Origin of the sequence: Pseudarthrobacter polychromogenes (assembly GCF_014644495.1) — a bacterium.
Lineage (GTDB): Bacteria > Actinomycetota > Actinomycetes > Actinomycetales > Micrococcaceae > Arthrobacter > Arthrobacter polychromogenes.
Genome location: NZ_BMKU01000001.1, coordinates 89,976 through 115,498, shown reverse-complemented (window position 1 = coordinate 115,498; position 25,523 = coordinate 89,976). Strand labels below are relative to the sequence as shown.

The 25,523-nt window shown below is 66.0% G+C and carries 28 protein-coding genes and 1 tRNA gene; 7 read left to right on the top strand and 22 right to left on the bottom strand.

Annotated elements, in window-relative coordinates; genetic code table 11:
• Positions 1–50 precede the first annotated feature (50 nt).
• On the top strand, positions 51–776 hold the full coding sequence (locus IEX43_RS00535; RefSeq protein ID WP_104186114.1) for a FadR/GntR family transcriptional regulator: 726 nt from the start codon (positions 51–53) through the stop codon (positions 774–776).
• 215 nt (positions 777–991) lie between these two features.
• Here IEX43_RS00535 and IEX43_RS00530 read toward each other — a convergent pair whose 3' ends face one another.
• The 5 genes from IEX43_RS00530 to IEX43_RS00510 all read right to left on the bottom strand — a co-directional run bounded on the left by IEX43_RS00530 (position 992) and on the right by IEX43_RS00510 (position 3,451).
• On the bottom strand, positions 992–1,282 hold the full coding sequence (locus tag IEX43_RS00530; RefSeq protein ID WP_188808608.1) for a hypothetical protein: 291 nt from the start codon (positions 1,280–1,282) through the stop codon (positions 992–994).
• Positions 1,283–1,426: 144 nt separating this feature from the next.
• Positions 1,427–1,502 (bottom strand) — tRNA-Val (locus IEX43_RS00525).
• Between the two features lie 111 nt (positions 1,503–1,613).
• Positions 1,614–2,534, bottom strand: coding sequence for an NAD-dependent protein deacetylase (locus IEX43_RS00520; RefSeq protein ID WP_188808607.1), 921 nt, complete (start codon positions 2,532–2,534; stop codon positions 1,614–1,616).
• A 6-nt stretch (positions 2,535–2,540) separates the two neighbouring features.
• On the bottom strand, positions 2,541–3,035 hold the full coding sequence (locus IEX43_RS00515; RefSeq protein WP_188808606.1) for a peroxiredoxin: 495 nt from the start codon (positions 3,033–3,035) through the stop codon (positions 2,541–2,543).
• Entirely contained in the window at positions 3,032–3,451 is a 420-nt protein-coding gene (locus IEX43_RS00510) for a DUF3052 domain-containing protein (protein WP_066276773.1), read from the bottom strand. The genes IEX43_RS00515 and IEX43_RS00510 overlap by 4 nt, the downstream gene beginning before the upstream one ends.
• A 426-nt stretch (positions 3,452–3,877) precedes the next feature.
• On the opposite strand from IEX43_RS00510, the gene aceE reads away from it, so the two are divergent.
• From aceE to IEX43_RS00480, 6 genes are all read left to right on the top strand, one after another.
• Positions 3,878–6,631, top strand: coding sequence for a pyruvate dehydrogenase (acetyl-transferring), homodimeric type (gene aceE, locus IEX43_RS00505; protein WP_188808605.1), 2,754 nt, complete (start codon positions 3,878–3,880; stop codon positions 6,629–6,631).
• A 154-nt stretch (positions 6,632–6,785) separates the two neighbouring features.
• The gene (locus tag IEX43_RS00500) at positions 6,786–8,030 is read left to right on the top strand and encodes a PucR family transcriptional regulator (protein ID WP_188728069.1); all 1,245 of its coding nucleotides are present in this window, start codon (positions 6,786–6,788) and stop codon (positions 8,028–8,030) included.
• 88 nt (positions 8,031–8,118) lie between these two features.
• Positions 8,119–9,048, top strand: a complete 930-nt coding sequence (locus IEX43_RS00495; protein ID WP_188808604.1) for an ACP S-malonyltransferase — start codon at positions 8,119–8,121, stop codon at positions 9,046–9,048.
• The gene (locus tag IEX43_RS00490; RefSeq protein WP_188808603.1) at positions 9,045–10,106 is read left to right on the top strand and encodes a beta-ketoacyl-ACP synthase III; all 1,062 of its coding nucleotides are present in this window, start codon (positions 9,045–9,047) and stop codon (positions 10,104–10,106) included. Before IEX43_RS00495 ends, IEX43_RS00490 begins: the two co-directional genes overlap by 4 nt.
• 79 nt (positions 10,107–10,185) lie before the next feature.
• Positions 10,186–10,431, top strand: a complete 246-nt coding sequence (locus IEX43_RS00485; RefSeq protein ID WP_009359314.1) for an acyl carrier protein — start codon at positions 10,186–10,188, stop codon at positions 10,429–10,431.
• A 207-nt stretch (positions 10,432–10,638) separates the two neighbouring features.
• Positions 10,639–11,874 carry a beta-ketoacyl-[acyl-carrier-protein] synthase family protein gene (locus IEX43_RS00480; protein ID WP_188808602.1) on the top strand — a complete coding sequence of 412 codons (1,236 nt, stop codon included), beginning with the start codon at positions 10,639–10,641 and terminating at the stop codon, positions 11,872–11,874.
• Between the two features lie 88 nt (positions 11,875–11,962).
• Here IEX43_RS00480 and IEX43_RS00475 read toward each other — a convergent pair whose 3' ends face one another.
• From IEX43_RS00475 to IEX43_RS00395, 17 genes are all read right to left on the bottom strand, one after another.
• The gene (locus IEX43_RS00475) at positions 11,963–12,466 is read right to left on the bottom strand and encodes a DUF3145 domain-containing protein (RefSeq protein WP_066276789.1); all 504 of its coding nucleotides are present in this window, start codon (positions 12,464–12,466) and stop codon (positions 11,963–11,965) included.
• Between the two features lie 241 nt (positions 12,467–12,707).
• Complete coding sequence (locus IEX43_RS00470; RefSeq protein ID WP_188808601.1) at positions 12,708–13,634, bottom strand: tyrosine recombinase XerC; 927 nt, start codon at positions 13,632–13,634, stop codon at positions 12,708–12,710.
• Positions 13,635–13,743: 109 nt separating this feature from the next.
• Complete coding sequence (gene dprA, locus IEX43_RS00465) at positions 13,744–14,949, bottom strand: DNA-processing protein DprA (protein ID WP_229666244.1); 1,206 nt, start codon at positions 14,947–14,949, stop codon at positions 13,744–13,746.
• Entirely contained in the window at positions 14,946–16,490 is a 1,545-nt protein-coding gene (locus tag IEX43_RS00460; RefSeq protein WP_188808600.1) for a YifB family Mg chelatase-like AAA ATPase, read from the bottom strand. The genes dprA and IEX43_RS00460 overlap by 4 nt, the downstream gene beginning before the upstream one ends.
• A complete protein-coding gene (locus IEX43_RS00455; protein ID WP_066276799.1) occupies positions 16,491–16,847 on the bottom strand; it encodes a YraN family protein in 357 nt (118 codons plus the stop codon).
• Between the two features lie 137 nt (positions 16,848–16,984).
• The gene (locus tag IEX43_RS00450; protein WP_056335405.1) at positions 16,985–17,311 is read right to left on the bottom strand and encodes a DUF2469 domain-containing protein; all 327 of its coding nucleotides are present in this window, start codon (positions 17,309–17,311) and stop codon (positions 16,985–16,987) included.
• Positions 17,312–17,359: 48 nt separating this feature from the next.
• The gene (locus IEX43_RS00445; RefSeq protein ID WP_188808599.1) at positions 17,360–18,142 is read right to left on the bottom strand and encodes a ribonuclease HII; all 783 of its coding nucleotides are present in this window, start codon (positions 18,140–18,142) and stop codon (positions 17,360–17,362) included.
• 2 nt (positions 18,143–18,144) lie between these two features.
• Positions 18,145–18,972: a signal peptidase I gene (gene lepB / locus IEX43_RS00440; protein ID WP_188808598.1), complete on the bottom strand. Its 828-nt coding sequence runs from the start codon at positions 18,970–18,972 to the stop codon at positions 18,145–18,147.
• Positions 18,973–19,647, bottom strand: a complete 675-nt coding sequence (lepB, locus tag IEX43_RS00435) for a signal peptidase I (protein WP_188808597.1) — start codon at positions 19,645–19,647, stop codon at positions 18,973–18,975.
• Positions 19,648–19,731: 84 nt separating this feature from the next.
• On the bottom strand, positions 19,732–20,091 hold the full coding sequence (rplS, locus tag IEX43_RS00430; RefSeq protein WP_066276805.1) for a 50S ribosomal protein L19: 360 nt from the start codon (positions 20,089–20,091) through the stop codon (positions 19,732–19,734).
• 275 nt (positions 20,092–20,366) lie between these two features.
• Positions 20,367–21,179, bottom strand: coding sequence for a tRNA (guanosine(37)-N1)-methyltransferase TrmD (gene trmD, locus IEX43_RS00425; RefSeq protein WP_188808596.1), 813 nt, complete (start codon positions 21,177–21,179; stop codon positions 20,367–20,369).
• A complete protein-coding gene (gene rimM / locus IEX43_RS00420) occupies positions 21,180–21,728 on the bottom strand; it encodes a ribosome maturation factor RimM (protein ID WP_188808595.1) in 549 nt (182 codons plus the stop codon). It abuts the gene before it with no gap.
• A gap of 107 nt (positions 21,729–21,835) precedes the next feature.
• Entirely contained in the window at positions 21,836–22,078 is a 243-nt protein-coding gene (locus IEX43_RS00415) for an RNA-binding protein (protein ID WP_018759999.1), read from the bottom strand.
• Between the two features lies 1 nt (position 22,079).
• Positions 22,080–22,502 (bottom strand): 30S ribosomal protein S16, encoded by a 423-nt coding sequence (gene rpsP, locus IEX43_RS00410; protein WP_104184819.1) that lies wholly within the window; start codon positions 22,500–22,502, stop codon positions 22,080–22,082.
• Positions 22,503–22,716: 214 nt separating this feature from the next.
• Complete coding sequence (locus IEX43_RS00405; RefSeq protein WP_188809034.1) at positions 22,717–23,157, bottom strand: hypothetical protein; 441 nt, start codon at positions 23,155–23,157, stop codon at positions 22,717–22,719.
• Between the two features lie 235 nt (positions 23,158–23,392).
• Positions 23,393–24,268, bottom strand: coding sequence for a VOC family protein (locus IEX43_RS00400; protein WP_188808594.1), 876 nt, complete (start codon positions 24,266–24,268; stop codon positions 23,393–23,395).
• Positions 24,269–24,368: 100 nt separating this feature from the next.
• Positions 24,369–25,451: an amidohydrolase family protein gene (locus tag IEX43_RS00395; protein WP_188808593.1), complete on the bottom strand. Its 1,083-nt coding sequence runs from the start codon at positions 25,449–25,451 to the stop codon at positions 24,369–24,371.
• Between the last annotated feature and the right edge of the window lie 72 nt (positions 25,452–25,523).

The following is a 25,523-nucleotide window of genomic DNA, read 5'->3' as shown; positions in this document are numbered from 1 at the left end:
GTCAAGGACGGCTGCTTCCCGGCCGACCTGTTCCCACTAGGCTTAGCTGCATGACCAGCAGCCTGCACCACCGTGCCATTGAGAACCTGGGCACGCGCATCATCTCGGGCGAGCTTCCTGCCGGCCATATCATGCTTGCCGAAAAGCTTGAGGATGAGCTCAAGGTTTCGCGTTCGGTGATCCGCGAGGCCGTCCGTGTGCTGCAATCCCTTGGGCTGGTGGAAACCACCAAGCGGGTGGGAATCCGGGTCCTGCCGCCGAGCCGCTGGAACCCCTTTGACCCGCAGGTCATCCGCTGGCGGCTCGCCAGCAAGGCGCGCGGTGCCCAGCTGCGGTCCCTGGCCGAGCTGAGGTCGGCCGTGGAACCGGCAGCTGCCGAACTTGCCGCGCAGAACGCCCCCGCGCCGCTGCGGCTGGAGCTGGTGGATGTTGCCCATGCAATGCGCGACGCCGGCCACAGGGGGGAAGTGCCACGCTTCCTTGAGCTGGACATCCAGTTCCATTCGCTGCTGCTCTCCGGATCCGGTAACGAGATGTTTGCGAACCTCATGGGGCAGGTGGCCGAAACCCTGACGGGCCGGACCGTGCATGGGCTGATGCCCGACCATCCGCACGAGGCAGCACTGCAGTGGCACGTGGATGTGGCGGAGGCAATTGCCCGGGGCGACGCCGGCGCTGCCCGCGAGGCCTCCGACAAGATCATGAGGCGGACCATGTCGCAGATGTCAGACACCTGGACGGAACAGCCCCGGGTTTTTATCCCCGTGCACCGCTGACCCCGGCCCGCGGTTCACGGTCCGCGGCCGGAGCATCGAACCGCTGCGGCATTCCAGGCGCACCGCAGTTGGTGCATGACACAGCAGGAATCGGCTTTTTGTTTCCGTAAGTTCACGGTATATTCAACTCAGGCCCTCCACCGCGGCATCCCCCAATAGTCGCGGTGGAGGGTTTTCCATTGCCCTGAAAGGCCTGTTCCGGCGTCGGGCCTCCCCTAGGCGGCATCTGCAACCGCCTCCCGGAGCCGCCAGCCCCCGCCCATCCCGTCCCTTTCCAGGAGCATGGTGGTGAGGGCTGACCCCGCGTTCCTGCCCAGCCGGACCTGAAGCTGGAGGACCTCGACGTCCACCCTGCTGAGCCCCTTGGGCATCCGGCGGCGCGTCTCCCACCAGTTGACCCGTTCGAACCACCTCACCGGTTCGGCACCCACGGCCCATTCCCTGCCACTGCTGAGCACCGCCGTCGGCCTGCCGTCGGTGCCTGTCCTCACAATCACGTGTTCCATGCCTGCAAGCTATGGCAGGGGGCCGACATTCACGCCGGGCCGGGACACCGCACGGGAAACCCGGGCAGCAGTAAGGGGGCAGTAGTAAGGAGGCAACAAAAAACCCCACAGCTTCCGCCTTAAGGCGGAGACTGCGGGGTTTGTTGGTGGGTCCTACCGGGATCGAACCGATGACATCCACGGTGTAAACGTGGCGCTCTACCAGCTGAGCTAAAGACCCATGGTTGCCGTATCAGGCGCTGCTGCGCCCTGACCAACGAACATAGACTCTACCCGACGCCGGGCATAAAGTGCGAATCGGCGCACCCGCCCTGCCCATTCCGCCGCCCGGCTATACCGGCGGCAGCTCAGCGGCGAGCCAGGTCAACGATTCGCTGACGCCAGCTTCAAGCTTGACGGTCGCCTTGTCGTCCCCGCGGGTGGCCCCACGGTTGATGATGACCACCGGTTTGCCGTCCTTCGCCGCGTGCCTGACAAACCGGAGGCCGCTCATCACCGTGAGGGAGGAGCCCGCGACCACCAGCGCCGCGGCGTCGTCGACCATCCGGTACGACGTTTCAACCCTGTCCTTGGGCACGTTCTCCCCGAAGTACACGAAGTCCGGTTTCAGTGTTCCTCCACAGGCTGGGCACACAGCAACAACAAAGCTGCTGATCAGGGATTGGTCCTCCACGGTTGAATCGGCATCCGGCGCCATTTCCACCAGGCCTGATTCCTTCGCCCGGTCAAGGAAGCCGGGATTCAATTCCTCCAGCATTCCTGCCAGCAGGCGGCGGGAGTAGGTCCGGCGGCAGTCCAGGCACACTATCTGGTCATACCGGCCATGGAGGTCCACAACATTGACGCTGCCGGCGTCCTGGTGGAGCCGGTCCACGTTCTGCGTGATGAGGCCCGTCAGGTGTCCACGGCGTTCCAGTTCGGCAGCGGCACGGTGGCCCTGGTTGGGATCAGCGTGGCGGAGGTGTGACCATCCGATGTGGTTTCTCGCCCAGTAGCGCTGGCGGTTCGCGGCCGCCTTGACGAACTCCTGGTATGTCATGGGTGTCCGCGGCGGCGACCCCGGCCCACGGTAGTCGGGAATGCCCGAGTCGGTGCTTAGGCCGGCACCGGTAAGGAGGGCGAACCGGCCCCCTCCCAGCAGGTCCCTGATGCGGACCAGGACCTCCAGCTCATCGGCGGAAGGCATGGCGGGAGGAACCGGCGGCATGCTGGCAAAGCCCGTGAGGCCCACACCATGCCGCTGCTCAGCCATAATCCGTCAGGCCTTATCCAGCCCGGCCAGCGCCTTGCGGTATTCGCCGAGGTCCCGGGCTTGTCCGCGCGGGTTCACCACGGTGTAGCGGATGGTGCCCCCGGCATCGATGATGAACGTGCCCCGCAGCGCCATTCCGCTCTCGGGGTCGAAGACACCATAGAGGCTTGCTGCAGCGCCATGGGGCCAGAAGTCCGCCAGCAGGTCGAAGGTATACCCCTCCCGCTGGGCGTATGCCCGCAAGGTGAACTTGCTGTCAACGGAGACCGCCAGGACAACGGCATTCTCGTCTTCGAACAGGGCCAGGTTGTCCCTGATTTCGCAGAGCTCGCCGGTGCAGATGCCGGAGAAGGCAAACGGATAGAACACCAGCACCACGTTCTGGCCGCGGAAGGCGGACAACCTGACCGGCTCGCCGTACTGATTGACGAGTTCAAAGTCGGGTGCCGGAGCGCCAACGGCGGGGACGGCAACGGAGGCAGCGGCAAGCGCTGCCGTCACTTGTTCTTCCTGCTCACCAGCCGCGTTGCGCTCCAGTCCTTGGACACGCCTGCCGACGTCGTCACGTGCAGTCCGGCGGTCGGCGCCGCTTCCTGGATGTCCGCCGGGGAGACGTATCCAGTCCTTCCGGACTTGGGTGTCAGGACCCAGACGACGCCGTTTTCGCTCAGCGTGGTCAGCGAATCCATGAGGCTGTCCACCAGGTCCCCGTCGCCGTCGCGCCACCAGAAAACGACGGCGTCCGCCACTTCATGGTCGTCCTCGTCCAGCAGCTCGGAACCCGTCAGGTCCTCAATATCGTCACGCAAGTCGAAATCGACGTCGTCGTCGTAACCGAACTCCTGAATCAGATCCCCATTCTTGAAACCCAATTTTTCCGCCACATTTACCGAAGTGGCGGCGTCGGCCTCGCTCACGTGTACCTCCAATGCCTTTTATGCGCGGTGCGCATAGTGATTTCCATTACTCCCAGCCAACACCCTTTGTGCCTGAGCTTCAAGCTGCCGCCCCCGTGATGTGGCATATTCTGCGTCACACCAGGTTCCGCCAACCCGCAGCACAGCGGCTTTTCGTCACACAACCAGTATGACGGCGAAATACAACCGGGCCGCCCAAGCCGCGGCTACGCATCGCGTTGGGGACAGAGTTAGAGTGGCAGGTGACAACTATGCCTGCGGGGCAACAACCCTGTAACTCCAATGCAGACGTAGGAATGCTAGGACCCTGCCCGGCACACATGACCGGGCTGTTGTAACCGATACGTCGCACACGGCGTATGTACGCCGGGCGGTCACCCTGCCCGGCCTGAGTGCGCCATCAATGCGCGCAAAGAGAGGTTGGACGTGGCTGCAGGAGAAGATACCTCCCATATCCTCAGCGGGTTGACTAACCAGCTGCCTGATCGTGATCCGGAAGAGACTGCCGAGTGGGTTGAGTCCCTGGATTCCTTGATCAGGGAACAGGGCACTGAGCGTGCCCAATTCATCATGCGGAGCCTGCTGCAGCGTGCGGGTGCGCAGAGCGTCGGGGTGCCGATGGTGACCACGACCGATTACGTGAACACGATCCCGGTGGACCAGGAAGCGGAGTTCCCGGGCAACGAGGAGTACGAGCGCCGGTACCGGGCGTACATGCGGTGGAACGCCGCGGTGATGGTCCACCGTGCGCAGCGGGCGAACATCGGGGTGGGCGGGCATATCTCCACCTATGCCGGGGCCGCGACCCTGTACGAGGTGGGTTTCAACCACTTCTTCCGCGGCAAGGACCACCCCGGCGGCGGTGACCAGGTCTTCTTCCAGGGCCACGCCTCCCCCGGCATGTACGCCCGGGCGTTCATGGAGGGCCGGCTCTCGGAGGAGGACCTGGACGGGTTCCGGCAGGAAAAGTCCAAGGAAGGCCACGCCCTGTCCTCCTACCCGCACCCGCGGCTGATGCCCGGGTTCTGGGAATTCCCCACCGTGTCCATGGGCATCGGGCCGATGAACGCGATCTACCAGGCCCAGTCCAACCGGTACCTGCACAACCGCGGCCTGAAAGACACCAGCGACCAGCAGGTCTGGGCGTTCCTGGGCGACGGGGAAATGGACGAGCCCGAATCCCGCGGCCTGCTCCAGCTCGCCGCGAACGAGAACCTGGACAACCTGAACTTCGTGATCAACTGCAACCTCCAGCGCCTGGACGGGCCTGTGCGGGGCAACGGGAAGATCATGCAGGAACTCGAGGCGTTCTTCCGCGGCGCGGGCTGGAACGTCATCAAGGTCGTCTGGGGCCGGGAATGGGATGACCTGCTCACCAAGGACACCGACGGGTCGCTGGTGAAGATCATGAACGAAACCCCCGACGGGGACTACCAGACCTACAAGGCAGAATCCGGCGGGTTCGTCCGCGAACACTTCTTCGGCAAGGACCCCCGCACCAAGGACCTCGTCGCGGACCTCACCGATGACCAGATCTGGAACCTCAAACGCGGCGGCCACGACTACCGCAAGGTCTACGCCGCGTATAAGGCAGCCACCGAATTCAAGGGCAAACCCACCGTCATCCTCGCCAAAACCGTCAAGGGCTACGGCCTCGGACCGCACTTCGAGGGCCGCAACGCGACCCACCAGATGAAGAAACTCACCCTGGATGACCTGAAGAAGTTCCGCGACCACCTGCGGATCCCCGTCACGGACGACCAGCTCGAAAAAGACCTGTACCAGCCCCCGTACTACCACCCCGGTACGGACGCTCCGGAAATCAAGTACATGATGGAGCGCCGCGCGGCCCTGGGCGGGTCCGTTCCTGAACGCCGGTCCAAGCACGCCGAGATCACCCTGCCCGAGGCCAAGTCCTACGAGGTCGCCAAACGCGGCTCGGGCAAACAGCAGGCCGCCACCACCATGGCCTTCGTGCGCCTGCTCAAGGACCTGATGCGGGACAAGAACTTCGGCAAGCACATCGCCCCGATCATCCCGGACGAGGCACGCACGTTCGGCATGGACGCGTTCTTCCCCACCGCGAAGATCTACAACCCCAAGGGCCAGAACTACCTCTCCGTGGACCGCGACCTGGTCCTGGCCTACAAGGAATCCGCCCAGGGCCAGCTGATCCACCCCGGCATCAACGAAGCCGGCGCCGTGGCAGCGTTCACCGCCGCCGGCACCGCCTACGCCACCCACGGCGTGCCCCTGGTCCCGGTCTACGTGTTCTACTCCATGTTCGGCTTCCAGCGCACCGGCGATGCGTTCTGGGCAGCAGCAGACCAGATGACCCGCGGCTTCATCATCGGCGCCACCGCAGGACGGACCACCCTCACCGGCGAAGGACTCCAGCACGCCGACGGACACTCCCCCCTGCTCGCCTCCACCAACCCCGCCGTGGTCACCTACGACCCCGCCTACGGCTACGAAATGGGCCACATCATCCGGGACGGCCTCGAACGCATGTACGGGGAGCGCTCCGAGGGAGACAACACAGACCGGAACCTGATGTACTACCTCACGGTCTACAACGAGCCCATCACCCAGCCCGCCGAACCGGAGGAACTGGACGTCGAGGGCGTCATCAAGGGCATCTACCTGCTGGCCCCGGCGAAGATCGACGGTCCCCGGACCCAGATCCTGGCCTCCGGCGTCTCCGTCCCTTGGGCCATCGAAGCCCAGCGGATCCTCGCCGAAGACTGGTCAGTCTCCGCCGACGTCTGGTCCGTGACCTCCTGGAACGAACTGCGCCGCGACGGACTCGCCGCCGAAGAGGAAGCCTTCCTCAACCCCGGCGAACCCGCCCGCGTCCCCTTCGTCACCCAGCAGCTCGAAGGAGCCACCGGACCCGTCGTCGCCGTCTCCGACTACATGAAAGCCGTCCCGGACCAGATCCGCCAATTCGTCCCCAACGAATTCGCCACCCTCGGCGCCGACGGATTCGGCTTCTCCGACACCCGCGCAGCAGCCCGCCGCTTCTTCAAAAACGACACCCATTCCATCGTGGTGCGTTCACTGGAGATGCTCGCCCGCCGCGGCGAGGTGGATGCGCAGGCCCCGATCAAGGCGATTGAGAAGTACAGGCTTCACAACGTCAATGCGGGCACCACGGGCAACGCCGGCGGCGAGGCCTAGCCTGTTTCCTGAATAAAGACGCGACGGCGGCCCCCTCCGAAAGGCGGGGGCCGCCGTCGTCCGTTAAGGCCCGGTGGCCATGTGACGCAGGGCAATGTGGATTGTAGCCTTTGCACAAATGGAGGTTGCGGGACGCTGCCCGTATGCTCAAAGAATGCCAGCACCCGCCACCCCGTCCGCCAAGCGCAAACCGTCCACTCCGGGGGTTACTCCGGAGAAGTCGGAGACCCTCAAGAAACTGCGGGCAAACGTGGGCCAGCTGTCCACCACCACCATGCGCGAGCTGGAAAAGTCCCTGCCCTGGTACAGCCGGCTCAGCTCGGACGAGCGCTCGGCGCTGGGCATGGTGGCACAGAACGGCATTGCGGCTTTCGTCACGTGGTATGAGAGGCCCAGCTCTCCGTCATGGATCCTGACGGACGTCTTTGGAACAGCACCCACCGAACTGACCCGCTCCATCAGCCTGCAGAAAGCGCTGCAGTTGATCCGGATCGTGGTGGAGGTGGTGGAGGACCAGGTACCGGTCATTGCACCGGAGGCCGACCAGCCGTCCCTCCGTGAAGCCGTGTTGCGCTACTCGAGGGAGGTTGCCTTTGCTGCGGCGGACGTCTACGCGCGTGCCGCGGAATCCCGGGGGTCCTGGGATACCCGGCTCGAGGCCCTGATTGTGGACGCCATCCTGCGCGGCGAGAACACGGACGCTTTGCGCTCCAGGATCGCGGCGCTTGGTTGGAAGGCCCAGGAGCGCTTCACGGTCATGGTGGGCAACTCCCCTTCGGAGCCCAGTGCCAGCTACGTCAGCGAACTGCGCCGGATGGCCGGCCGGTACGCGGAGGACGCGCTGGTGGGCATCCAGGGCGACCGGCTCATCCTCATCCTGGGCGGCGTACAGGACAGGGAAACCGCATATGTGAAACTCAGCGAAATGTTTGCTCCCGGCCCTGTGGTGTACGGCCCTGAGGCCGGTTCGCTGCTGGAAGCCAGCGGGTCCGCCCAGTCGGCTTTTGCCGGGCTGACCGCGGCCAGGGCGTGGCCGTCCGCCCCCCGGCCCGTGGCTGCCGACGATTTGCTGCCGGAACGGGTCATCTCCGGGGACGACGCCGCCCGCCGTTCCCTGGTCAAGAACATCTACCGACCCTTGCTGGCCGCGTCCAACGGGCTTGTTGAAACCCTCGGCACCTACCTGGAGCTGGGGCATTCACTGGAGGCGACAGCCCGGGAACTCTTCGTTCACGCGAACACTGTGCGGTACCGTTTGAAGCGCGTCTGCGACGTCACAGGGTGGGATCCGCTCCTGCCAAGGGAGGCTTTTGTCCTGCAGGCCGCACTCGTTGTGGGCCGTCTTTCGACGCCACCGAAAGCTGCGGTTGAACGCCAGCCGTCCCGGAATCAGCCCTAACGCGTTGTAGACTTCCTACAACCTGACCCCGTGAGCTTGGTGCGGACAAACACCGCTGGATCACACAGTAATTTGGAAAGCTGGATACGTGCTTGCAATAGTCTGCCCTGGACAGGGCTCACAGACCCCGGGTTTTCTGGCCCCCTGGCTGGAACTGCCCCCGGTGGCAGGCCAGCTGGCCGCCCTCAGCGACATCGCAGGCATTGACCTGATCGCCCACGGGACCACTTCCGACGAAGACACCATCAAGGACACTGCCGTAGCGCAGCCCCTGATCGTGGCTGCCGGACTTGTTGCGGCCGCTTCCCTGTTCGATGTTGAACTCAGCTCCCTGCCGGTCATCCTGGCAGGCCACTCCGTTGGTGAAATCACCGCCTCCGCCCTCGCAGGCGTACTCACCGAGCAGGAGGCCATGACCTTCGTCCGCGAGCGTGCCAACAGCATGGCCGCAGCCGCAGCCGTCACCCCCACCGGCATGAGCGCAGTGGTGGGCGGCGACCCCGCCGAGGTCCTGGCAGCCATCACCGCCACGGGCGCCACCCCGGCCAACGTCAACGGCGCCGGCCAGACCGTTGCCGCCGGCACTTTTGACCAGCTGAAGGCCCTGGCCGAGAACCCGCCGGCCAAGGCCCGGGTCATTCCCCTGAAGGTTGCCGGCGCCTTCCACACGAGCCACATGGCTCCCGCAGTCAGTGCCCTGAAGGCGCTGGAACCCCAGCTGAAGCCGCAGGCCCCGAAGGTGCCGCTGCTGTCCAACTACGATGGCGGTGACGTCACCGACGGCCACGCCGCCGTCGAGAGCCTCATTGCCCAGGTGTCACGTCCTGTCCGCTGGGACCGGTGCATGGAGACGATGGTCGCGCGGGGCGTCACCGGCGTCATTGAACTTGCTCCTGCCGGCACGCTTGCCGGCCTCGCCAAGCGGGGCATGCCCGGCGTCAAAACCGTCGCGGTCAAAACCCCGGACGACCTTTCCGCCGCACTGGCGCTTTTCGCAGAACTGGAGGGCAACGCATGAGCGTTCCCACGCTGAAACAGGCCCCGATTCAGGAGCACACCCGGATCCTCGGCCTGGGTGCCTTCCGGCCGGACGTTATCGTCACCAATGAGGACGTGTGCCAGTGGATCGATTCCTCCGATGAATGGATCCGCCAGCGCACCGGCATCGTGACCCGGCACCGGGCCCCGGCCGGGGTCAGCGTCATCGACATGGCCGAGGGCGCTGCCCGCGAGGCCATGGATAAGGCTGGAATCCAGGCTTCGGACCTGGGGGCCGTCATTGTCTCCACCGTGACCCATCCCTACGCCACGCCGTCTGCCGCGGCCGCCCTGGCAGACCGCCTAGGCGCCACCCCGGCACCTGCATTTGACATCTCCGCAGCCTGCGCCGGCTACTGCTACGGCATCGCCCAGGGGGACGCCCTGGTCCGTTCAGGCGCCGCGAAGTATGTCCTGGTGGTGGGCGCTGAGAAGTTGTCAGACGTCATCGACAACCGTGAACGCACCATCTCCTTCCTGCTCGGGGACGGTGCCGGCGCCGTTGTCATTGGCCCCTCCGAAACTCCCGGAATCGCACCTTCGGTCTGGGGGTCGGACGGCAGCAAGTGGGACGCCATCGGCATGACCCGTTCCATGCTCGATGTCCGCGACCTCGGCATGGCTGCCCGCCAGTCGGATTCGACAGGGGACCTTGCCCTGCTCGAGGAAGCCCAGGAACTGTACCCCACCCTCCGCCAGGACGGCCAGACCGTCTTCCGCTGGGCAGTGTGGGAGATGGCAAAGGTGGCCCAGCAGGCCATGGACGCAGCCGGAGTCCAGGCAGAGGACCTGGTGGCCTTCATCCCCCACCAGGCCAACATGCGCATCATCGACGAGATGGTGAAGAAACTGAAGCTGCCCGAGACGGTTACAGTGGCACGGGACATCGCCGATGCAGGTAACACCTCGGCCGCGTCCATTCCGCTGGCCACCCACCGCCTGCTGGCCGAAAAACCGGAACTGAGCGGCGGGCTGGCCCTCCAGATCGGATTCGGAGCCGGGCTCGTCTTCGGCGCACAGGTAGTTGTCCTTCCTTAGGAACGCCCCAACAGGCCGCAACCGCGTCCTGAACCATTTCCGGCAGCCCCTGCCGGCAATACAAGAAAAGGAGCCATCAATGGCTAGCAACGAAGAGATCCTGGCCGGCTTGGCTGAAATCGTCAACGAAGAAACCGGCCTGGCCCCCGAGGCCGTGGAGCTGGACAAGTCCTTCACCGAGGACCTGGACATCGACTCCATCTCCATGATGACCATTGTGGTAAACGCCGAAGAGAAGTTCGGCGTGCGCATCCCGGACGAAGAGGTCAAGAACCTCAAGACCGTCGGCGACGCCGTCAGCTTCATCGCCGGAGCACAGGCCTAACCAAGGCTTCCGCCGTTCAATCGGCATGGCAGGGCTGCCGGTCCGGACGACCGGGCCGGCAGCCCGCCGCATTTTTCCGGTACCTGCCCACACAGGACTGCTCCCAGGGGGCTGTTCCTGGCAGTGATGTTGCTTGCAGCAGGATGCCGATCATCAATACGCGGGACCTCCGGCAGACGGATTCCCCACCGACGAAAGAGTGATCCCATGACACGCAAAGTAGTCATCACCGGTCTGGGTGCCACCACGCCCATCGGCGGCGATGTACCCACGATGTGGAACAACGCGCTCAAGGGGGTCTCCGGTGCCCGCACCCTGGAGGACGACTGGGTAGCCAAGTACGAGCTGCCCGTCCACTTCGCCGCGCGTTGCAGCACCCCCGCCCTGGACGTGCTCAGCCGCGTCGAGGCCAAGCGCATGGACCCGTCCACCCAGTTCGGCGTCATCGCCGCCCGTGAGGCGTGGGCTGACTCCGGCATCACCGACTTTGACAAGGACAGGCTGGCAGTCGCCTTCGCCACGGGCATTGGGGGCGTCTGGACGCTCCTTGACGCCTGGGACACCCTCAAGGAAAAAGGCCCCCGCCGGGTCCTCCCCATGACCGTTCCCATGCTGATGCCCAACGGTGTTGCCGCAGCCGTCAGCCTGGACCTCGGCGCCCGCGCCGGTGCCCACACCCCTGTTTCCGCCTGTGCGTCCGGCACCGAAGCCCTGCACCTTGGGCTCGACCTGATCCGCTCAGGCAAGGCCGACGTGGTCATGTGCGGCGGCGCCGAAGCAGCCATCCACCCGATGCCCCTCGCAGCCTTCGCCTCCATGCAGGCACTCTCCCGCCGGAACGACGACCCGCAGGGCGCCTCCCGTCCCTACGACACGGGCCGCGACGGCTTTGTCATGGGCGAAGGCGCCGGTGCACTGGTCCTCGAGGCTGAGGAGCACGCCCTGGCCCGCGGAGCGCGCATCTACGGTGAACTGGCGGGAACGTCCGTCACCGCTGATGCCTACCACATCACGGCTCCCGACCCCGCAGGCCTGGGTGCCACCCGTGCACTCAAAGCTGCCATGTTCGATGGCCGCATCCAGCCTGAGGACGTGGTGCACGTGAACGCGCACGCCACGTCAACGCCGGTGGGAGACAAGCCTGAATACACTGCCCTCCGGGCTGCACTGGGAAGCCATGTGGACAACGTCGCCGTTTCCGCAACGAAGTCCCAGATGGGCCACCTCCTGGGCGCATCCGGCGCTGTCGAGGCCGTCCTGACAGTGCTTGCTGTTTACGACCGGAAGGCACCGGTCACCATCAACCTGGAAAACCAGGACCCGGAGATCCCGCTCGACGTCGTCACCTCAGCCCGCGACCTGCCGGCCGGCAACATCGTGGCGCTGAGCAACTCGTTCGGCTTCGGTGGCCACAACGCCGTCATTGCGGTCCGCAGCGTCTGACCTTCAGGACGTCGAACCGCCTACAAGAGGAGGCCCCGCCATTCGGCGGGGCCTCCTCTTTGCTATGGAAAATTCAGGTCGACGGCGGTCAGCCCACCTGGTGGAGCCAACGAACGGGTGCGCCTTCGGCGGCGTGCCGGAACGGCTCGAGTTCCTCGTCCCAGGCCTCGCCGAGGGCAAGGGAAAGCTCGTGGTAGACGGCTGCGGGGTCGCCGGCACCTGACTCGTAGGCGTACCGGATCCTGTCCTCGGACACCATGATGTTGCCGTGCACGTCGGTGACAGCGTGAAAGATGCCCAGCTCCGGGGTGTGGGACCAGCGGCCGCCGTCGACACCCTGGCTCGGCTCCTCGGTGACCTCATACCGGAGATGCGCCCACCCCCGCAGGGACGACGCAAGCTGTGATCCCGTACCGGGGGCACCGGTCCAGGACAGCTCGGCCCGAAACATTCCGGGCGCGGCAGGCTGCGGGGTCCACTCAAGGTCCGTCCGCTTGTCCACGACGGATCCGATGGCCCACTCAACGTGGGGGCACAGAGCCGTAGGGGCCGAGTGAACGAACAGCACACCGCGGGTCATTGCAACAGACATTCCATCCTCCATAGCTCTAGGTACGTCTTCCCCAACGACCTCTGCCTGGATGGAACTGCCGTGCCGTGCACTGCGGCTGTAGTTCCTGCCTGCGTATTCAGATGTATCAGATAAAGCTGTGTCCGGGCTTACCGTGACGCAAGAAGCTGGTAGCTTCAAGCGGGACTTGAAAGTTGCCGGACGTGACTCTTATTGTGCCGTACCGCACCAAATTACGCCAGTGCGATTCTGCACCGCGGACTTACGCCCTTGGGTGGGCCTGTTGGTAGCTCTTGCGCAGCCGGTCAACCGAGACGTGGGTGTAGATCTGGGTGGTGGCCAGGCTGCTGTGCCCGAGGATTTCCTGCACTGCGCGCAGATCGGCTCCCCCGTCCAGCAGGTGCGTGGCCGCCGAATGCCTCAGCGCGTGCGGGCCTGACGCGGAGGTGTCCCCCAGCCCGGCGAAAAGGTTGTTGACCATGGAACGGACCTGCCGCTGGTCCACCCTTCCGCCCCGGGCGCCCAGGAAGAGGGCCGGCCCGCTGTTGTCCCGGGCAAGCAGTGGCCTGCCGCGCCGCAGCCAGTCATCCACCGCGAGGGCTGCCGGAACACCGTACGGAACAGTGCGCTCCTTGTTGCCCTTGCCGATCACGCGCAAAGTGCGCCGGTCCGGGTCCAGGTCATCAACATCCAGCCCCGCCAGTTCGCCCACCCGGACTCCCGTGGCGTAGAGCAGTTCCACGATGGCACGGTCCCGCAGGGCGAGCGGCGCACCCTCGGCCGCCGCTTCTTCCAAGGTGGCCAGCAGCCGGGTTAACTGCCCGGCCTGCAAAACCCCGGGCAGGGACTGCTCGCGTTTCGGGGCCTTGAGCCTGAGCGCGGGATCGGTGGCGATACGCTCCTCCGCCATGGCCCAGGCCGTGAAAACCCTGACAGAGGCGGACCGGCGGGCCAAAGTGCTCCGCGCCGCGCCCTCCTGGCTCTGGGCACCGAGCCAGCGCCGGAGCGTTCCGAGTTCCAGGTCGTGGAGCCGGACAGCGCCTTCAGACGCAGCGTGGGACAGGAGGCTGCGGACATCGCCCAGGTATCCGCGGAGAGTGTGGGGGGAGACCGCACGCTCGGCGGAGAGGTACCGCGCGAAGGCCTCAAGCGCCCCGCCGAGCTCCGCAGGCAATCCCTCATTATCCACCCACCTACTCTCTCAGCTGCGGCTGGGAAACTATTGGCTGACACGCTCCACTCAACCCGGTGCCTGCGCTTCCCGTACCGGGCGGCCCGGACCCGCTATGAAGTGGGCGTCAGCCGGTTGCCTTGCCGCGTTTCCAGCCTCCCCGTTCTGAGACGGCGAGGCCCAGCAGGCCCAGCCGGCCCAGCCCGGCCCGCACCGACACCTGGGCCAGGCCCGCCACCACCGAGAGCTTTTCGACCGATGTCACGGAGCGCAGCGGCAGCGCGTCCAGGAGGATCAGATCCTCCAGCGTCAGCCCGTCCTGCACTGCAGCCTGCCCGTGGCGGGGATCAGGGAGGGCGGAGCCACTGGGGCCGGCCAACTCGGCAACCTCGGCAGCATCCGTTACGCAGACTGCTCCTCCATCCCTCAGAAGCCGGTGACATCCGGCCGAGTTGGCGCTGTGCACGGACCCCGGCACAGCGCCGACCGCCCGGCCAAGGGTCTCCGCGTGATGGGCGGTGTTGAGCGCCCCGGACCGCCACCTGGCCTCCACCACCACGGTCACGGCGGACAGGGCGGCAATGATGCGGTTACGTTGCAGGAACCGGTAGCGCGTGGGGGCGGAGCCCGGAGGAACCTCGGCCAGGACGGCGCCCTGGTTGCACACGGCCCGCAGGAGATCCTCGTTCCCAGAAGGATAGAACCGGTCCACTCCCCCTGCCATCACAGCAATGGTGGGGACCGCACCGGACGCTCCGGCGAGGGCGGCCCGGTGGGCATGCGCGTCGATGCCGTAGGCCCCTCCCGACACCACGGTGAAGCCGCGCTGGGCTAGCGAGTAGGCAAGATCGCCGGTGACGGCGGCGCCGTAACTTGTGCTGTCCCGCGAGCCAACCAGGGCTATGGATGTTGCTGCTCCGGGCAGCGGCTGTTCCTGGCCCCGCCACCAGAGGCAGATCGGTTCCTGGATTCCAAGGTCTGCCAGCTGGACCGGCCACAATTCGTCCGACGGGATGATCAACCGCCCGCCCAGTCGCGCCATGGTTGCAAGGTCCCGGTCGGGGGCCAGGTCGGGTATCCGGGGATGCCAGCGTTTCAGGGAAGCGGCCATCCCTGCCCAGCTGGTGCCGGAGCCCCCGTCCGAGAGCAGCGCGGTGATCTCCTGCTCCAGCTCGGGGCCGGCCGACAGTTGCCCCGTGGCGATCCGCAGGGCGTCCACTGCCCCGACCGCCTGCACCAGGGCAAGTCCGGCAGCGTCCTGGGGTTCCATGAGGCGTGAGAGGGCGGCTCGGGAACGCCGCTCGCTGCCCACATCCATGGTTGCCTCCCTCATGCTGCCGCCGCCGCTGCCTGCCGAAGCCCCAGCGCCTGGCCGATGTCGTTGATGTCCGGTTGCTCCCGGTATCCCAAATCGGCAAGGGTCCATGCGAGCCGGAGCACCCGGTCATACCCGCGGGCGGTGAGGACACCACGTTCCAGGGAATGGTCCAGGATGCGGGTGACTGCCGGCGGGAGCCGAAGCTCACCCCGGAGTACGCGGCCGGGGACCTGCGCATTGGTCTCCAGCCCGTAGGCGGCCAACCTCTCCAGCTGACGGGACCGGGCGCCCAACACCCGCCGTGCGACGGTTGCCGTGTCTTCCTCGGCCCCTGCCTGTCCGAAGTCGGCCAGCGAGACCCGTTCCACCTGAAGCTGGATGTCCACCCTGTCGAGGAGCGGACCGGACATCCTGGCCAGGTAGCGCCGCCGCATCATGGGCGTGCAGGTGCAGTCGAGGCCTTTACCGGAGGCCTTGCCGCAGGGACAGGGGTTGGCGGCAAGCACAAGCTGGAACCGTGCTGGATAAGCAGCGGTTCCGGCTGAGCGGTGGATCACCAGTTCTCCGCTTTCCAGGGGCTGGCGGAGGGCATCCAGCACGCGGCGCTCGTACTCGGGTGCCTCGTCAAGGAACAGGACTCCGCGGTGGGCACGGGAAGCAGCTCCGGGCCGGGGAAGCCCGGAGCCTCCCCCAATGATGGCCGCCGCGGTTGCGGAGTGGTGCGGGCTTTCGAAGGGTGGCCGCCGGAGGAGCTGCACCGGGGACGACGGCAGTCCGCACAGCGAATGGATGGCTGTGACCTCCATGGACTCATGGTCGCCAAGATCCGGCAGGAGCCCGGGCAGGCGTTCCGCCAGCATGGTCTTGCCCGCGCCCGGAGGGCCCGTCAGGAGGAGATGGTGCGCGCCGGCAGCTGCGACTTCCAGTGCGCGCCGGGCATCCCCCTGGCCGGAGACGTCCGCCATGTCAGGGTAGGTGCCGGCCTCCACTCCTGCGTCCCCGGGGCTGTCCGGGTCCTCGGGTTCGAAATCCAGCGCAAGCTCCTGGGGATCCGCGCCGAATTCCAGCGCCAGCCGGGCCAGGGTGCTGTACCCCCGCACGTTGGCATCAGGAACCAACGATGCCTCCGCCAGGTTTGCCTGCGCCACAACGATGTCCGGATAACCGGCCTGCACCGAGGCCATCACCGCCGGAAGGATGCCGCGAACAGGGCGCAGCCGGCCGTCGAGTCCCAGCTCGGCGATAAACACCGTCCGCCCGGTGGGTTTGATGTCATTGGCGGCACGGAGTACGGCCATGGTCACCGCCAGGTCGAATCCGGATCCCCGCTTCGGCAGGGACGCGGGGATGAGGTTGGCGGTGATCTTCCGGCGGCTCAGCGGAATTCCGGAATTCTTCGCAGCCGACCGGATCCGCTCCTTGGCCTCGTTCAGGGAGGCGTCCGGCAACCCGAGCAGTACGAATGCAGGGAGCGTCTGGCCGATGTCGGCCTCGACCTCCACCATGTAGCCGTTCAGCCCCACCAGGGCGATGGAGTAGGTGCGTCCCAGCGGCATTCAGCCCACCCCCCTGAGGTGCTCCACCAGGGGCGACCCGCCGCCGTCGTCAATCACGGCGATGACGTCAACGCGCCGCAGCGGCATCCGAAGCTCACGGTCCCGGCACCATGCGGCCCCAAGCCGGTGCAGCCGCGCCAGCTTGTCCGGGCCAACGGCTTCAAAGGGATGGCCGTAATCGAGGGTACGGCGGGTTTTGACCTCGGCGATCACCAGGGCATCGCCGTCGAGCGCGACGATGTCTATTTCGCCCTCGGTGCAGCGCCAGTTGCGCTCCACCACGAGCATGCCGAGGGTTTCCAGGTAACCGGCGGCAAGGTCCTCGCCGTGCCGGCCCAGCAGGTCTTTCGATTTCATGTCTACCTCCGCAACCAGCCTGGACGGGCTGGGACACGAAGGACAGGACGACGGTCCCCTATGTGGATGAACCGGGGCCGGCAGGCCCTGTGCAGGAAAGGTCAGCTGTGCAGGAGAAGTCCAGGCAGTGCAGGGTGCTAGTTGCCCAGGTCGACATCCTTGGGCAGGGCAAGCTCCTCATTGCGCGGAAGCTCTTCGACGTTGACGTCCTTGAAGGTCAGGACGCGGACACTCTTGACGAACCGTGCAGAACGGTAGACGTCCCAGACCCAGGCATCCTGCAGGGTCAGGTCAAAGTAGACCTCGCCGTCTGCGCTGCGGGCCTGAAGGTCCACATGGTTGGCCAGGTAGAAGCGGCGTTCGGTCTCGACAACGTAGCTGAACAGCCCGACGACATCGCGGTATTCACGGTAGAGCTGAAGCTCCATGTCGGTTTCATAGTTTTCAAGATCCTCGGCACTCATGCTTCCATCTTGCACCATCGGCAGGGCGGCTGGTGTCCGGCGCGGGGCTCAGGCCCCCGCGGCAGCTTCTTCCCCGCCTGGCCCTGCACCGTCCGGCAGGCCGGCGTCAGCCAGTTCCCCACCAAGGAGCCGCCAGCTGACCCGGTGATACGGCGTGGGTCCGGCCGCACGGAGGACGTCCCGGTGCAGTGCGGTGGCGTAGCCCTTGTTGATGTCCCAGCCGAAGTCCGGGAACTCCCCATGGAGCTCCCGCATCAACCGGTCCCGCTCAACCTTTGCGATGACGCTGGCAGCCGCCACGCTCAGGCACTGCATATCCGCCTTGACCTTGGTGTGAACCGGAGCGTCGCAGCTGGCCTCCACCATGGGCTCGTCGAACAGGGACAGCTGCCCGGCAGGTGAAAGCCAGTTGTGGCTTCCGTCCAGGAGCACCGCCTCGGGGCGGACACCCGCAGAAAGGACTTCCTGCCACGCCCTGGTTCCTGCAAGGCGCAACGCGGCGATAATGCCGATGGAGTCGATTTCCTGCGCTGAGGCGTGGCCCACTGCCGAGGCCACGCTCCACCGGCGGACCAGCGGGTCAAGGCGTTCCCGCTCCGCAGGGGCCAGGAGTTTGCTGTCCCGGACCCCGGCCAGGGGCTTCTGCCGTTCCAGGTCCACCACGGCGATGCCCACGCTGACGGGCCCGGCAAGCGCGCCGCGCCCCACCTCGTCCACACCGGCAAGGTACCGGATCCCCTGGGCCTTGAAGGTCCGCTCGTGCCTGAGGGTGGGTGCCTTGGCCTGGGGAACCCTGGTGGAGCCCGTCCTGGTCTTAAGTGCGGCGGGCATGGTCAGGGCGCCGCCGGTACGTTGCGGAACACATCCGGATAGTTGCCCAGGGTGGTGAACCGGCTCAGTGGCCAGGCGATGACGGCGGCCTTGCCTTCGAGGTCGGCAATGTCGATGAATCCGCCGTCGGAGTCCATGTGGGCGCGGGAGTCGGCGGAATGGTTACGGTTGTCTCCCATCACCCACACCTTGCCCTCGGGGACAGTCACGTCGAAGTTGCGGATCTGCGGGATTTCAGCCGGGTTGATGTAGCTCTCGTTAATGGCGGTCCCGTTAATGGTCAGTCTACCGCCGGCATCGCAGCAGACCACATGGTCCCCCGGGAGCCCGATGACCCTCTTGACCAGGTGCTGCTCGGAATTGTCCGGCAGCAGGCCAACGAATGTCAGCCCGTCCTGGACCCAGGTGAAGGGACCCTGCGGTTGTTCGGGCGCGGCCTGGAGCCAGCCCTTGGTATCCCGGAAAACCACGACGTCGCCGCGGTTCAGCGCGAACGGCTCGGGGACCAGGAGGTTGACGAAGATACGGTCGTCCACTTCCAGGGTATTGACCATGGATTCGGACGGGATGAAAAACGCACGGAACAGGAAGGTCTTGATCAGGAAGGAAAGGACGACGGCGATCACCACCACCGTGGCCACTTCCTTCAGCCACGCGAAGACGGGGCTGCCGGCGGGCTTCGCCGCTGACTTGGCGGCGGCGCGACTGCCCTCGGCGCCGGCCGCAGGCGCGTCAGGGCGCTGGCCGGAAGTCCCGGGAACGGCATCGGCCGGAACGTCCGAAGCGCCTTCATGGCGTGGTTCGGGAGTCCGCGCGTGGTTCTCGGGCATCTACTGTCCGTTCTCTGTTGTTGGTCCTGCAGGCGGACGGGGTACTGAAGCAAACCTATCAAGCGGCCAGATGATCTGGACCGGCCTGCCGATCACCCTGTCCAGCGGGACCATGCCGCCGCCGGGGGCTCCGAGCAGGCTTCGCGAATCGGCCGACACGGAGCGGTGGTCCCCCATCAGCCACAGCCGGCCATCCGGGACCACGGCACTGAACTTTTGGGTACTGGGGGCATCTCCGTTGAAGATGTAGGGCTCCGCCAGGGGCTCTCCGTTCACCGTCACGTTGCCGCCGGCGTCGCAGCAGGCCACCGAGTCCCCCGGGAGCCCGATGACCCTCTTGACGTAGGTGGTGTCGCTGCCGGTGAGGCCGATCCAGTGGGTGACGGCGGCCGCGCTGTCCACCAGGGGGCCGTTGCCGCTATTGAGCGGGGCGAAACTGCCCCTTCCGTCAAAGACGACGATGTCCCCGCGCCGGATGGGCTCAGCGCGGAAATCGGTCCGGGAAACCAGGATGCGGTCCCCGCCTTCCAGCACGGGTTCCATGGACGCGGACGGGATGAAGTAGACATCAAGCCACAGCGATCGGACCAGTCCGCTGACCGCAACCGCCAGGATGACGGCCAGGAACGCAAAACGCCAGCCCATTTTCCGGGGCTGGCGTTTTGTGTGGTCCATGGTCCGTATCCTGGGCGCTGGTGCTGAATGGCTCCGGCGCTGGCCGGATACGGCCGCGGCCCGGCCTCTGCAGTCCGAAAGGACTTACTTGGCGGTGCTGAAGTCGCGCTTTTCCTTGATCTTCGCAGCCTTACCGCGCAGTGCACGCATGTAGTAAAGCTTCGCGCGGCGGACGTCACCCTTGGTGACGACCTCGATCTTGTCGATGATCGGGGAGTGAACCGGGAAGGTACGCTCCACGCCGACGCCGAAGGAAACCTTGCGGACCGTGAAGGTCTCACGGACGCCGTCGCCCTGGCGGCCCAGGACGAAGCCCTGGAATACCTGGACACGGGAGTTCTTGCCTTCGATGATGTTCACGTGCACCTTGAGGGTGTCACCCGCGCGGAACTCGGGAACATCGGTACGCAGCGAGGCTGCATCGAGGGAATCGAGAATATGCATAATTGCACTCCTGGTGAACGCCACAGGTCATTCACTTTGGGTCACGGCAGCAAAACCTGGGGCGTTCGTGGCGCACCGGGGATTTCCGCCGAAAGGTAAGTGGTCCGGCCACTTCACTGATTGATGAGGCCGGTTGCCTTAGCTGTTGGTTGCGCTCCCCCTGTGGCAGGTGCGGACCCAGCAGACACAAGGACTAATTTTGCCACACCGCGGGGGCTACAGCCAATCCTGCAGCTCCCGGAGCCCAGGGAGCCGGCCACGGCATCATGACGCCATTAGTCCTGTGGTGTGCCTTCAGCGCCGGGTCGGCGGCGCAGGCGGCCGTCCACGACGTCGTATCCCAGGTCCTGCAGTTCGGTGCGGTCGGCACGTGGCAGCTTGCCGGCGTCGAACGCTTCGAGGAGGTCGGGGCGGCGCTCCGCCGTCCGCCGGAACTGTTCGTGGCGGCGCCACTGCGCGATCTTGCCGTGGTTCCCGCTCAGCAGCACGGCAGGCACTTCCCGCTCGCGCCACACAGAGGGTTTGGTGTAGACGGGGTACTCCAGGAGCCCGTCGGAATGGGATTCCTCCACCAGGGACTCGGGGTTGCCCACCACGCCCGGCAGCAGGCGTCCAATGGCTTCCACCATGGCCAGCACCGCAACCTCGCCGCCATTGAGGACGTAGTCCCCCAGGCTGACGGGGCGGACGTCAAAATGCTCCAGGGACCATTCGATGACGCGCTCGTCGATGCCCTCGTAGCGTCCGCAGGCGAACGCAAGGTGCTCCTGCTCGGCCAGTTCGTACGCCAGCGCCTGGGTGAACCTCTCCCCCGCCGGCGACGGCACGATCAGGACCGGCCTGCCCGACCCCTCCGGGCGGTCGGCAGCGATGGACTCCAGGGCCTGCGCCCACGGTTCGGGCTTCATCACCATGCCGGCGCCCCCGCCGTAGGGCGTGTCGTCGACGGTGCGGTGCCTGTCCGTGGTGAAGGCGCGGAGGTCGTGGACGCGGAGGTCCAGGATGCCGTCCTGGCGGGCTTTTCCGATCAGGGACAGTTCCAGCGGTGCCAGGTATTCGGGAAAAATGCTGACGACGTCGATCCGCATCTAGGCTTTCTCCTCCGGCTCCGAAGCGGCTGCCTGCTCCTCCGCATTCAGCTCGAAGAGGCCGTCCGGCGGCGTGAGGAGGATGAACCCCCCGTCAACATTGACCTCGGGCACGATCTGCTCCACGAAGGGAACCAGGATTTCCTTGCCCTCCGGCGTGGTGACCATCAGGAGGTCCTGGACAGGCATGGTGTTCAGTGCGGTAACCTTGCCGACCACTCGGGGACCGATCCTGGCCTCCAGGCCGACGAGTTCGTGCTCGTACCAGCCTTCGTCGTCGTCTTCGTCCAACTCCTCGGTTTCGATGAAAAGCTTGGCGCCCCGGAGGGTTTCCGCCTCGTTGCGGGTCCGAATTTCGTCGAAGCCCAGCAGCAGGATGTCCTTGTTCCAGCGGGCGCTGTTTACGGTGAGCGGGCCCGCTGACGCCGGCTCAACCACGAATTCGGTGCCCGGCACGAACCTGTCTCCAGGGGCGTCGGTCAGGACCTGGACCGTCACTTCGCCGCGGATACCGTGCGGTTTGCCGATTCGTGCCACCTGAAGCTGCATGTGTTCCTCTGTGTTGGATGTGGTTTTCGGTGCTCTGGTGAAAGCACTCCGGCCCCTCCACCGCATGGGTGGAGGGGCCGGAGCTAAAACTGAATAGTGCCGAGCGCTCAGCGGCGGCGGTCGGTGTCGACAACGTCGACCCGCACCGGTTCGCCACCGGCCAGAGCTGCCACCACGGTGCGCAGTGCACGCGCCGTGCGGCCCTGGCGGCCGATCACCCGTCCGAGGTCGTCCTGGTGAACGCGCACTTCGAGGGTGTCCCCGCGGCGGTTGTTCTTGGAGCTGACCTTGACGTCATCCGGGGAATCAACGATTCCGCGGACCAGGTGTTCCAGCGCTTCTGCCAGCAATCTACTCAGCCTCGGTGGTCTCTGCTTCGGCCTCGGCAGGAGCTTCGGCTGCATCAGACTTGGATGCCTTCTTGGTGATGGCTTCCGGGATGATCACGGAACCCTTTTCCGGGGCAACGAAGGCTTCCTTCTGGGTCTTGGTCTTCAGGGTGCCTTCCTGGCCCGGCAGGCCCTTGAACTTCTGCCAGTCACCGGTGATCTTGAGGATCGCGGCAACCTGCTCAGACGGCTGGGCGCCGACGGACAGCCAGTACTGGGCACGCTCGGAGTTGACCTCGATGTATGAGGGCTCTTCGGTGGGGTGGTACTTGCCGATCTCTTCGATGGCGCGGCCGTCACGCTTGGTGCGTGAGTCCGCGACGACGATGCGGTAGTACGGTGCGCGCATCTTGCCAAAGCGCTTAAGGCGAATCTTTACGGCCACTGTTGTGGTCACTCCTGTTTCAGAAAGGGGGTGAACCCGGCGTTCTGCACCCGTGGGGCGGGCCGTACTTGCGGGTTCAAAGGACAGGATCCAGACGCGGAGAGAGGGGCCACGCAGATCGAGTACCTGTTTATTGTGCCAGATCAGCGCCAGGATTTCGACTTGGCGCGGCGTGACACGGGCGACGCCGGCCGGAGGTTCCGGCCGGATCAGCTCAGGCGGACCAGACGTACAGGCCGGTACGCTCCGAGTCGTCGATTCCGCTGGCGAGTTCGGCGAGCCGCTGCACGTAAGTCCGCGCCTCTGCAGCGCCAAACGGCATGTCATCCTGCGCGGCCCACTGTTCGGCGACCTCTTCGAGGATGTCGCCTTCCCCTTCGGTTTCATAGGACAGCAGGTCGGCCAGGGCGCGCACCATGGCCGGGGGCACGGCCAGGAGCGAATCGCTGCCCACATCCACCATGGTCAGTTCGTAATCGGCTCCTCCGGCGTGCACGGCGGCACCGGCCAGGTCGCCCAGCTGCTCCACTTCGAAATCGCTGATGTCCGGGATCCGGACCGCGTCACCTGCGGGCGCGCTGCCGCCGCCGTCAAGGACGCCGGCACGCTTCAGTGCTGCGTCGTGGGTGGCAACAAAGATCTCGGTGAAGCCCATGGGGATTGCCCTCATTCCGTTGGCGGTGGTGCGGCCGCCGGGAGGCTGCTCCTGCCCGGCCGTTCGGATTCAGCCTAGTTCGAATTCAGCCCAGTTCGAATTCAGCACGGACCGCATTCAGCCCCATTCGGATCCAGCACGGTCCGGAGTCATGCCCGGCAGAGCTGCGGCCGGAATTTCCCGGCAGCTCCAGGCCGCCGGAACAGGGCGCGTGCAGCGCCGGCATACCCGGTGGTCAGCGCACAGCCACCCGGATGCGGTTGCGCCACGGATCCTCGAACCGGAGTTCGGCTCCGGTGTGGTGGGCGGCAACACCGGCGACCTTGAGGCGGTCGGCGAGGGAGCCGACGTCGTCCCCTGACGGCACCTCGATGAGGACCTCGCCCAGGCCGAGGGTGTCCTTGCGCGGTCCCGCCCCGCGGCTGTTCCAGACGTTCATGGCCATGTGGTGGTGGTAGCGGCCGGCGGAAACAAACAGGGCTTGTCCGTGCCAGCCGGCGGTCTTCTCGAAGCCGAGGGTCCCCACGTAGAAGTCGCGGGCTGTCTGGACGTCGCCCACCTGGAGGTGCACGTGGCCGACGCCCGCCACGGACCCGAGCTGGCGCTCCAGGGAATCTTCCGTCAGGTGCTGCTCGAGGTACCGCTGCGGCGGGAGCGCCAGGCTGTCCATCACCACGTCAGTGCCGTTCCAGGACCAGTTGCTGCGCGGCCGGTCCCAATAGAGTTCGATGCCATTGCCCTCGGGGTCATTGAAGTAGAAGGCTTCACTGACAAGGTGGTCGGCGCTGCCGGTGAACGAGCGCGGTTCGAACCGGGCGGCGGTGGCGATGGTGGCGGCCAGGTCTGCCTGGTTCTCAAACAGCAGCGCGGTGTGGAACAGGCCGGCCTCTCCCCTGCCCGGCAGGTTCAGCCCGGGTGCGGGCGCCAGGTGCACAAGCGGCTTCTGCAGACGGCCAAGGTAGATTCCGCCGTCCTGCTCGGCAATGACCTCCAGGCCGAGGGCGCGCTGGTAGTAGTCGGTCATCACCTTCATGTTGCCTACCTTGAGCATCACGGTGCCCATGGCGAGGTCGGCAGGCAGAAGATCCTGGCTTGCGGCTTGTGCAGACATTGATAACTCCCGGTGCTGTGGGCCTTCCGGTTGGCAGGCCTTACACACTTAAAATTACTTGAAGCTTCAATTTATTCCAAGTCCCGGGCCGGATATCTTTTCAGCGGATGACCCGACCGCCCAGGACAACGTGCGCCAGGCCATGAACCGCTTCCGGTACCTTCCGCGGGTCCTCCCGGCACACGACAACGTCTGCCCGCGCCCCTTCTTCCAGGCCGTCCGCGCCCAGCCACTCCCGCGCACTCCAACACGCGGCGTCCAGGGCAGACGCCATGGGCAGTCCGGCAGCATGAAGGGCCAGGATCTCATCGGCGATCCTGCCGTGCCTGATCACGCTGCCGGCGTCGGTCCCGGCGTAGATCCGCACGCCTGCCTCGAACGCCTCAAGCACCCGTTCCTCCCGCCGTCCCCACAGTGAGCGCATGTGGGCCGCATACCGTGGGAACTTGGGCGCCGCCTGGGCAGCAATGTCCGGAAACGTGGCGATGTTGATCAGGGTGGGCACAATGGGCACCTTCTGCTCCACGAACCGGGGCAGGTGCCGCGGCAGGAGGCCGGTGGCGTGCTCGACGCAGTCGATGCCGGCGTCCAGCACGTCGTCGAGCGTCTCTTCCGCGAAGCAGTGGGCGGTGACGCGCGCGCCTTCGTCATGGGCGGCCTGGACGGCATCGCGGACGACGGCGGCAGGGAACGACGGCGCGAGGTCGCCGGCGTCGCGGTCAATCCAGTCCCCCACGAGCTTGACCCATCCGTCGCCTTCCCTGGCCTGTTTACGGACAGCTTCCACCAGGCCCTCCGGTTCAACTTCCTCGGCGAACCCCCGCAGGTACCGGCGCGTGCGCGCAACGTGGCGTCCGGCGCGGATCAGCACCGGGACGTCTCTTCTGTCCTGCAGCCACCGCGTATCCGCCGGGGAACCTGCGTCGCGGACCAGCGTGGTGCCTGCGTCCAGGTCGGTCCGTGCCTGCTCTTCGGCGGTCGGAGCATCCACCGCCCCTCCCACGCCGAGCCCGATGTGGCAGTGGGCATCCACGAAGCCCGGCAGCACCCATCCCGCCAGGCTCCGGTCAGGGGCCGTCGCCGGCCGGCGGAACGTCAGGCGACCGTCAACAGACCACAGTCCGCGCTGTTCACTCCCGGGTCCGGTCAGGACCGTCCCCGTGAACTCGATGATTTCTGCCATGTGCACCTCTTTCCTGCCCGGTCAGGCTAGCACCGGCAATGTGACAAGCCCCGAAAGAAAGGCTGTGGTAGC

Bases quoted from the DNA above. Each gene is read 5' to 3' on its own strand.
- IEX43_RS00455 (WP_066276799.1), bottom strand. From the start codon at position 16,847: ATGAAATCGAAAGACCTGCTGGGCCGGCACGGCGAGGACCTTGCCGCC.
- rimM (WP_188808595.1), bottom strand. From the start codon at position 21,728: ATGCAGCTTCAGGTGGCACGAATCGGCAAACCGCACGGTATCCGCGGC.
- IEX43_RS00485 (WP_009359314.1), top strand. From the start codon at position 10,186: ATGGCTAGCAACGAAGAGATCCTGGCCGGCTTGGCTGAAATCGTCAAC.
- IEX43_RS00480 (WP_188808602.1), top strand. From the start codon at position 10,639: ATGACACGCAAAGTAGTCATCACCGGTCTGGGTGCCACCACGCCCATC.
- IEX43_RS00475 (WP_066276789.1), bottom strand. From the start codon at position 12,466: ATGTCTGTTGCAATGACCCGCGGTGTGCTGTTCGTTCACTCGGCCCCT.
- IEX43_RS00520 (WP_188808607.1), bottom strand. From the start codon at position 2,534: ATGGCTGAGCAGCGGCATGGTGTGGGCCTCACGGGCTTTGCCAGCATG.
- IEX43_RS00395 (WP_188808593.1), bottom strand. From the start codon at position 25,451: ATGGCAGAAATCATCGAGTTCACGGGGACGGTCCTGACCGGACCCGGG.
- IEX43_RS00500 (WP_188728069.1), top strand. From the start codon at position 6,786: ATGCCAGCACCCGCCACCCCGTCCGCCAAGCGCAAACCGTCCACTCCG.
- IEX43_RS00535 (WP_104186114.1), top strand. From the start codon at position 51: ATGACCAGCAGCCTGCACCACCGTGCCATTGAGAACCTGGGCACGCGC.
- lepB (WP_188808598.1), bottom strand. From the start codon at position 18,972: ATGCCCGAGAACCACGCGCGGACTCCCGAACCACGCCATGAAGGCGCT.
- trmD (WP_188808596.1), bottom strand. From the start codon at position 21,179: ATGCGGATCGACGTCGTCAGCATTTTTCCCGAATACCTGGCACCGCTG.
- IEX43_RS00490 (WP_188808603.1), top strand. From the start codon at position 9,045: ATGAGCGTTCCCACGCTGAAACAGGCCCCGATTCAGGAGCACACCCGG.
- IEX43_RS00530 (WP_188808608.1), bottom strand. From the start codon at position 1,282: ATGGAACACGTGATTGTGAGGACAGGCACCGACGGCAGGCCGACGGCG.
- rplS (WP_066276805.1), bottom strand. From the start codon at position 20,091: ATGCATATTCTCGATTCCCTCGATGCAGCCTCGCTGCGTACCGATGTT.
- lepB (WP_188808597.1), bottom strand. From the start codon at position 19,647: ATGGACCACACAAAACGCCAGCCCCGGAAAATGGGCTGGCGTTTTGCG.
- IEX43_RS00405 (WP_188809034.1), bottom strand. From the start codon at position 23,157: ATGGGCTTCACCGAGATCTTTGTTGCCACCCACGACGCAGCACTGAAG.
- IEX43_RS00460 (WP_188808600.1), bottom strand. From the start codon at position 16,490: ATGCCGCTGGGACGCACCTACTCCATCGCCCTGGTGGGGCTGAACGGC.
- IEX43_RS00450 (WP_056335405.1), bottom strand. From the start codon at position 17,311: ATGAGTGCCGAGGATCTTGAAAACTATGAAACCGACATGGAGCTTCAG.
- IEX43_RS00400 (WP_188808594.1), bottom strand. From the start codon at position 24,268: ATGTCTGCACAAGCCGCAAGCCAGGATCTTCTGCCTGCCGACCTCGCC.
- dprA (WP_229666244.1), bottom strand. From the start codon at position 14,949: ATGAGGGAGGCAACCATGGATGTGGGCAGCGAGCGGCGTTCCCGAGCC.
- IEX43_RS00445 (WP_188808599.1), bottom strand. From the start codon at position 18,142: ATGCCCGCCGCACTTAAGACCAGGACGGGCTCCACCAGGGTTCCCCAG.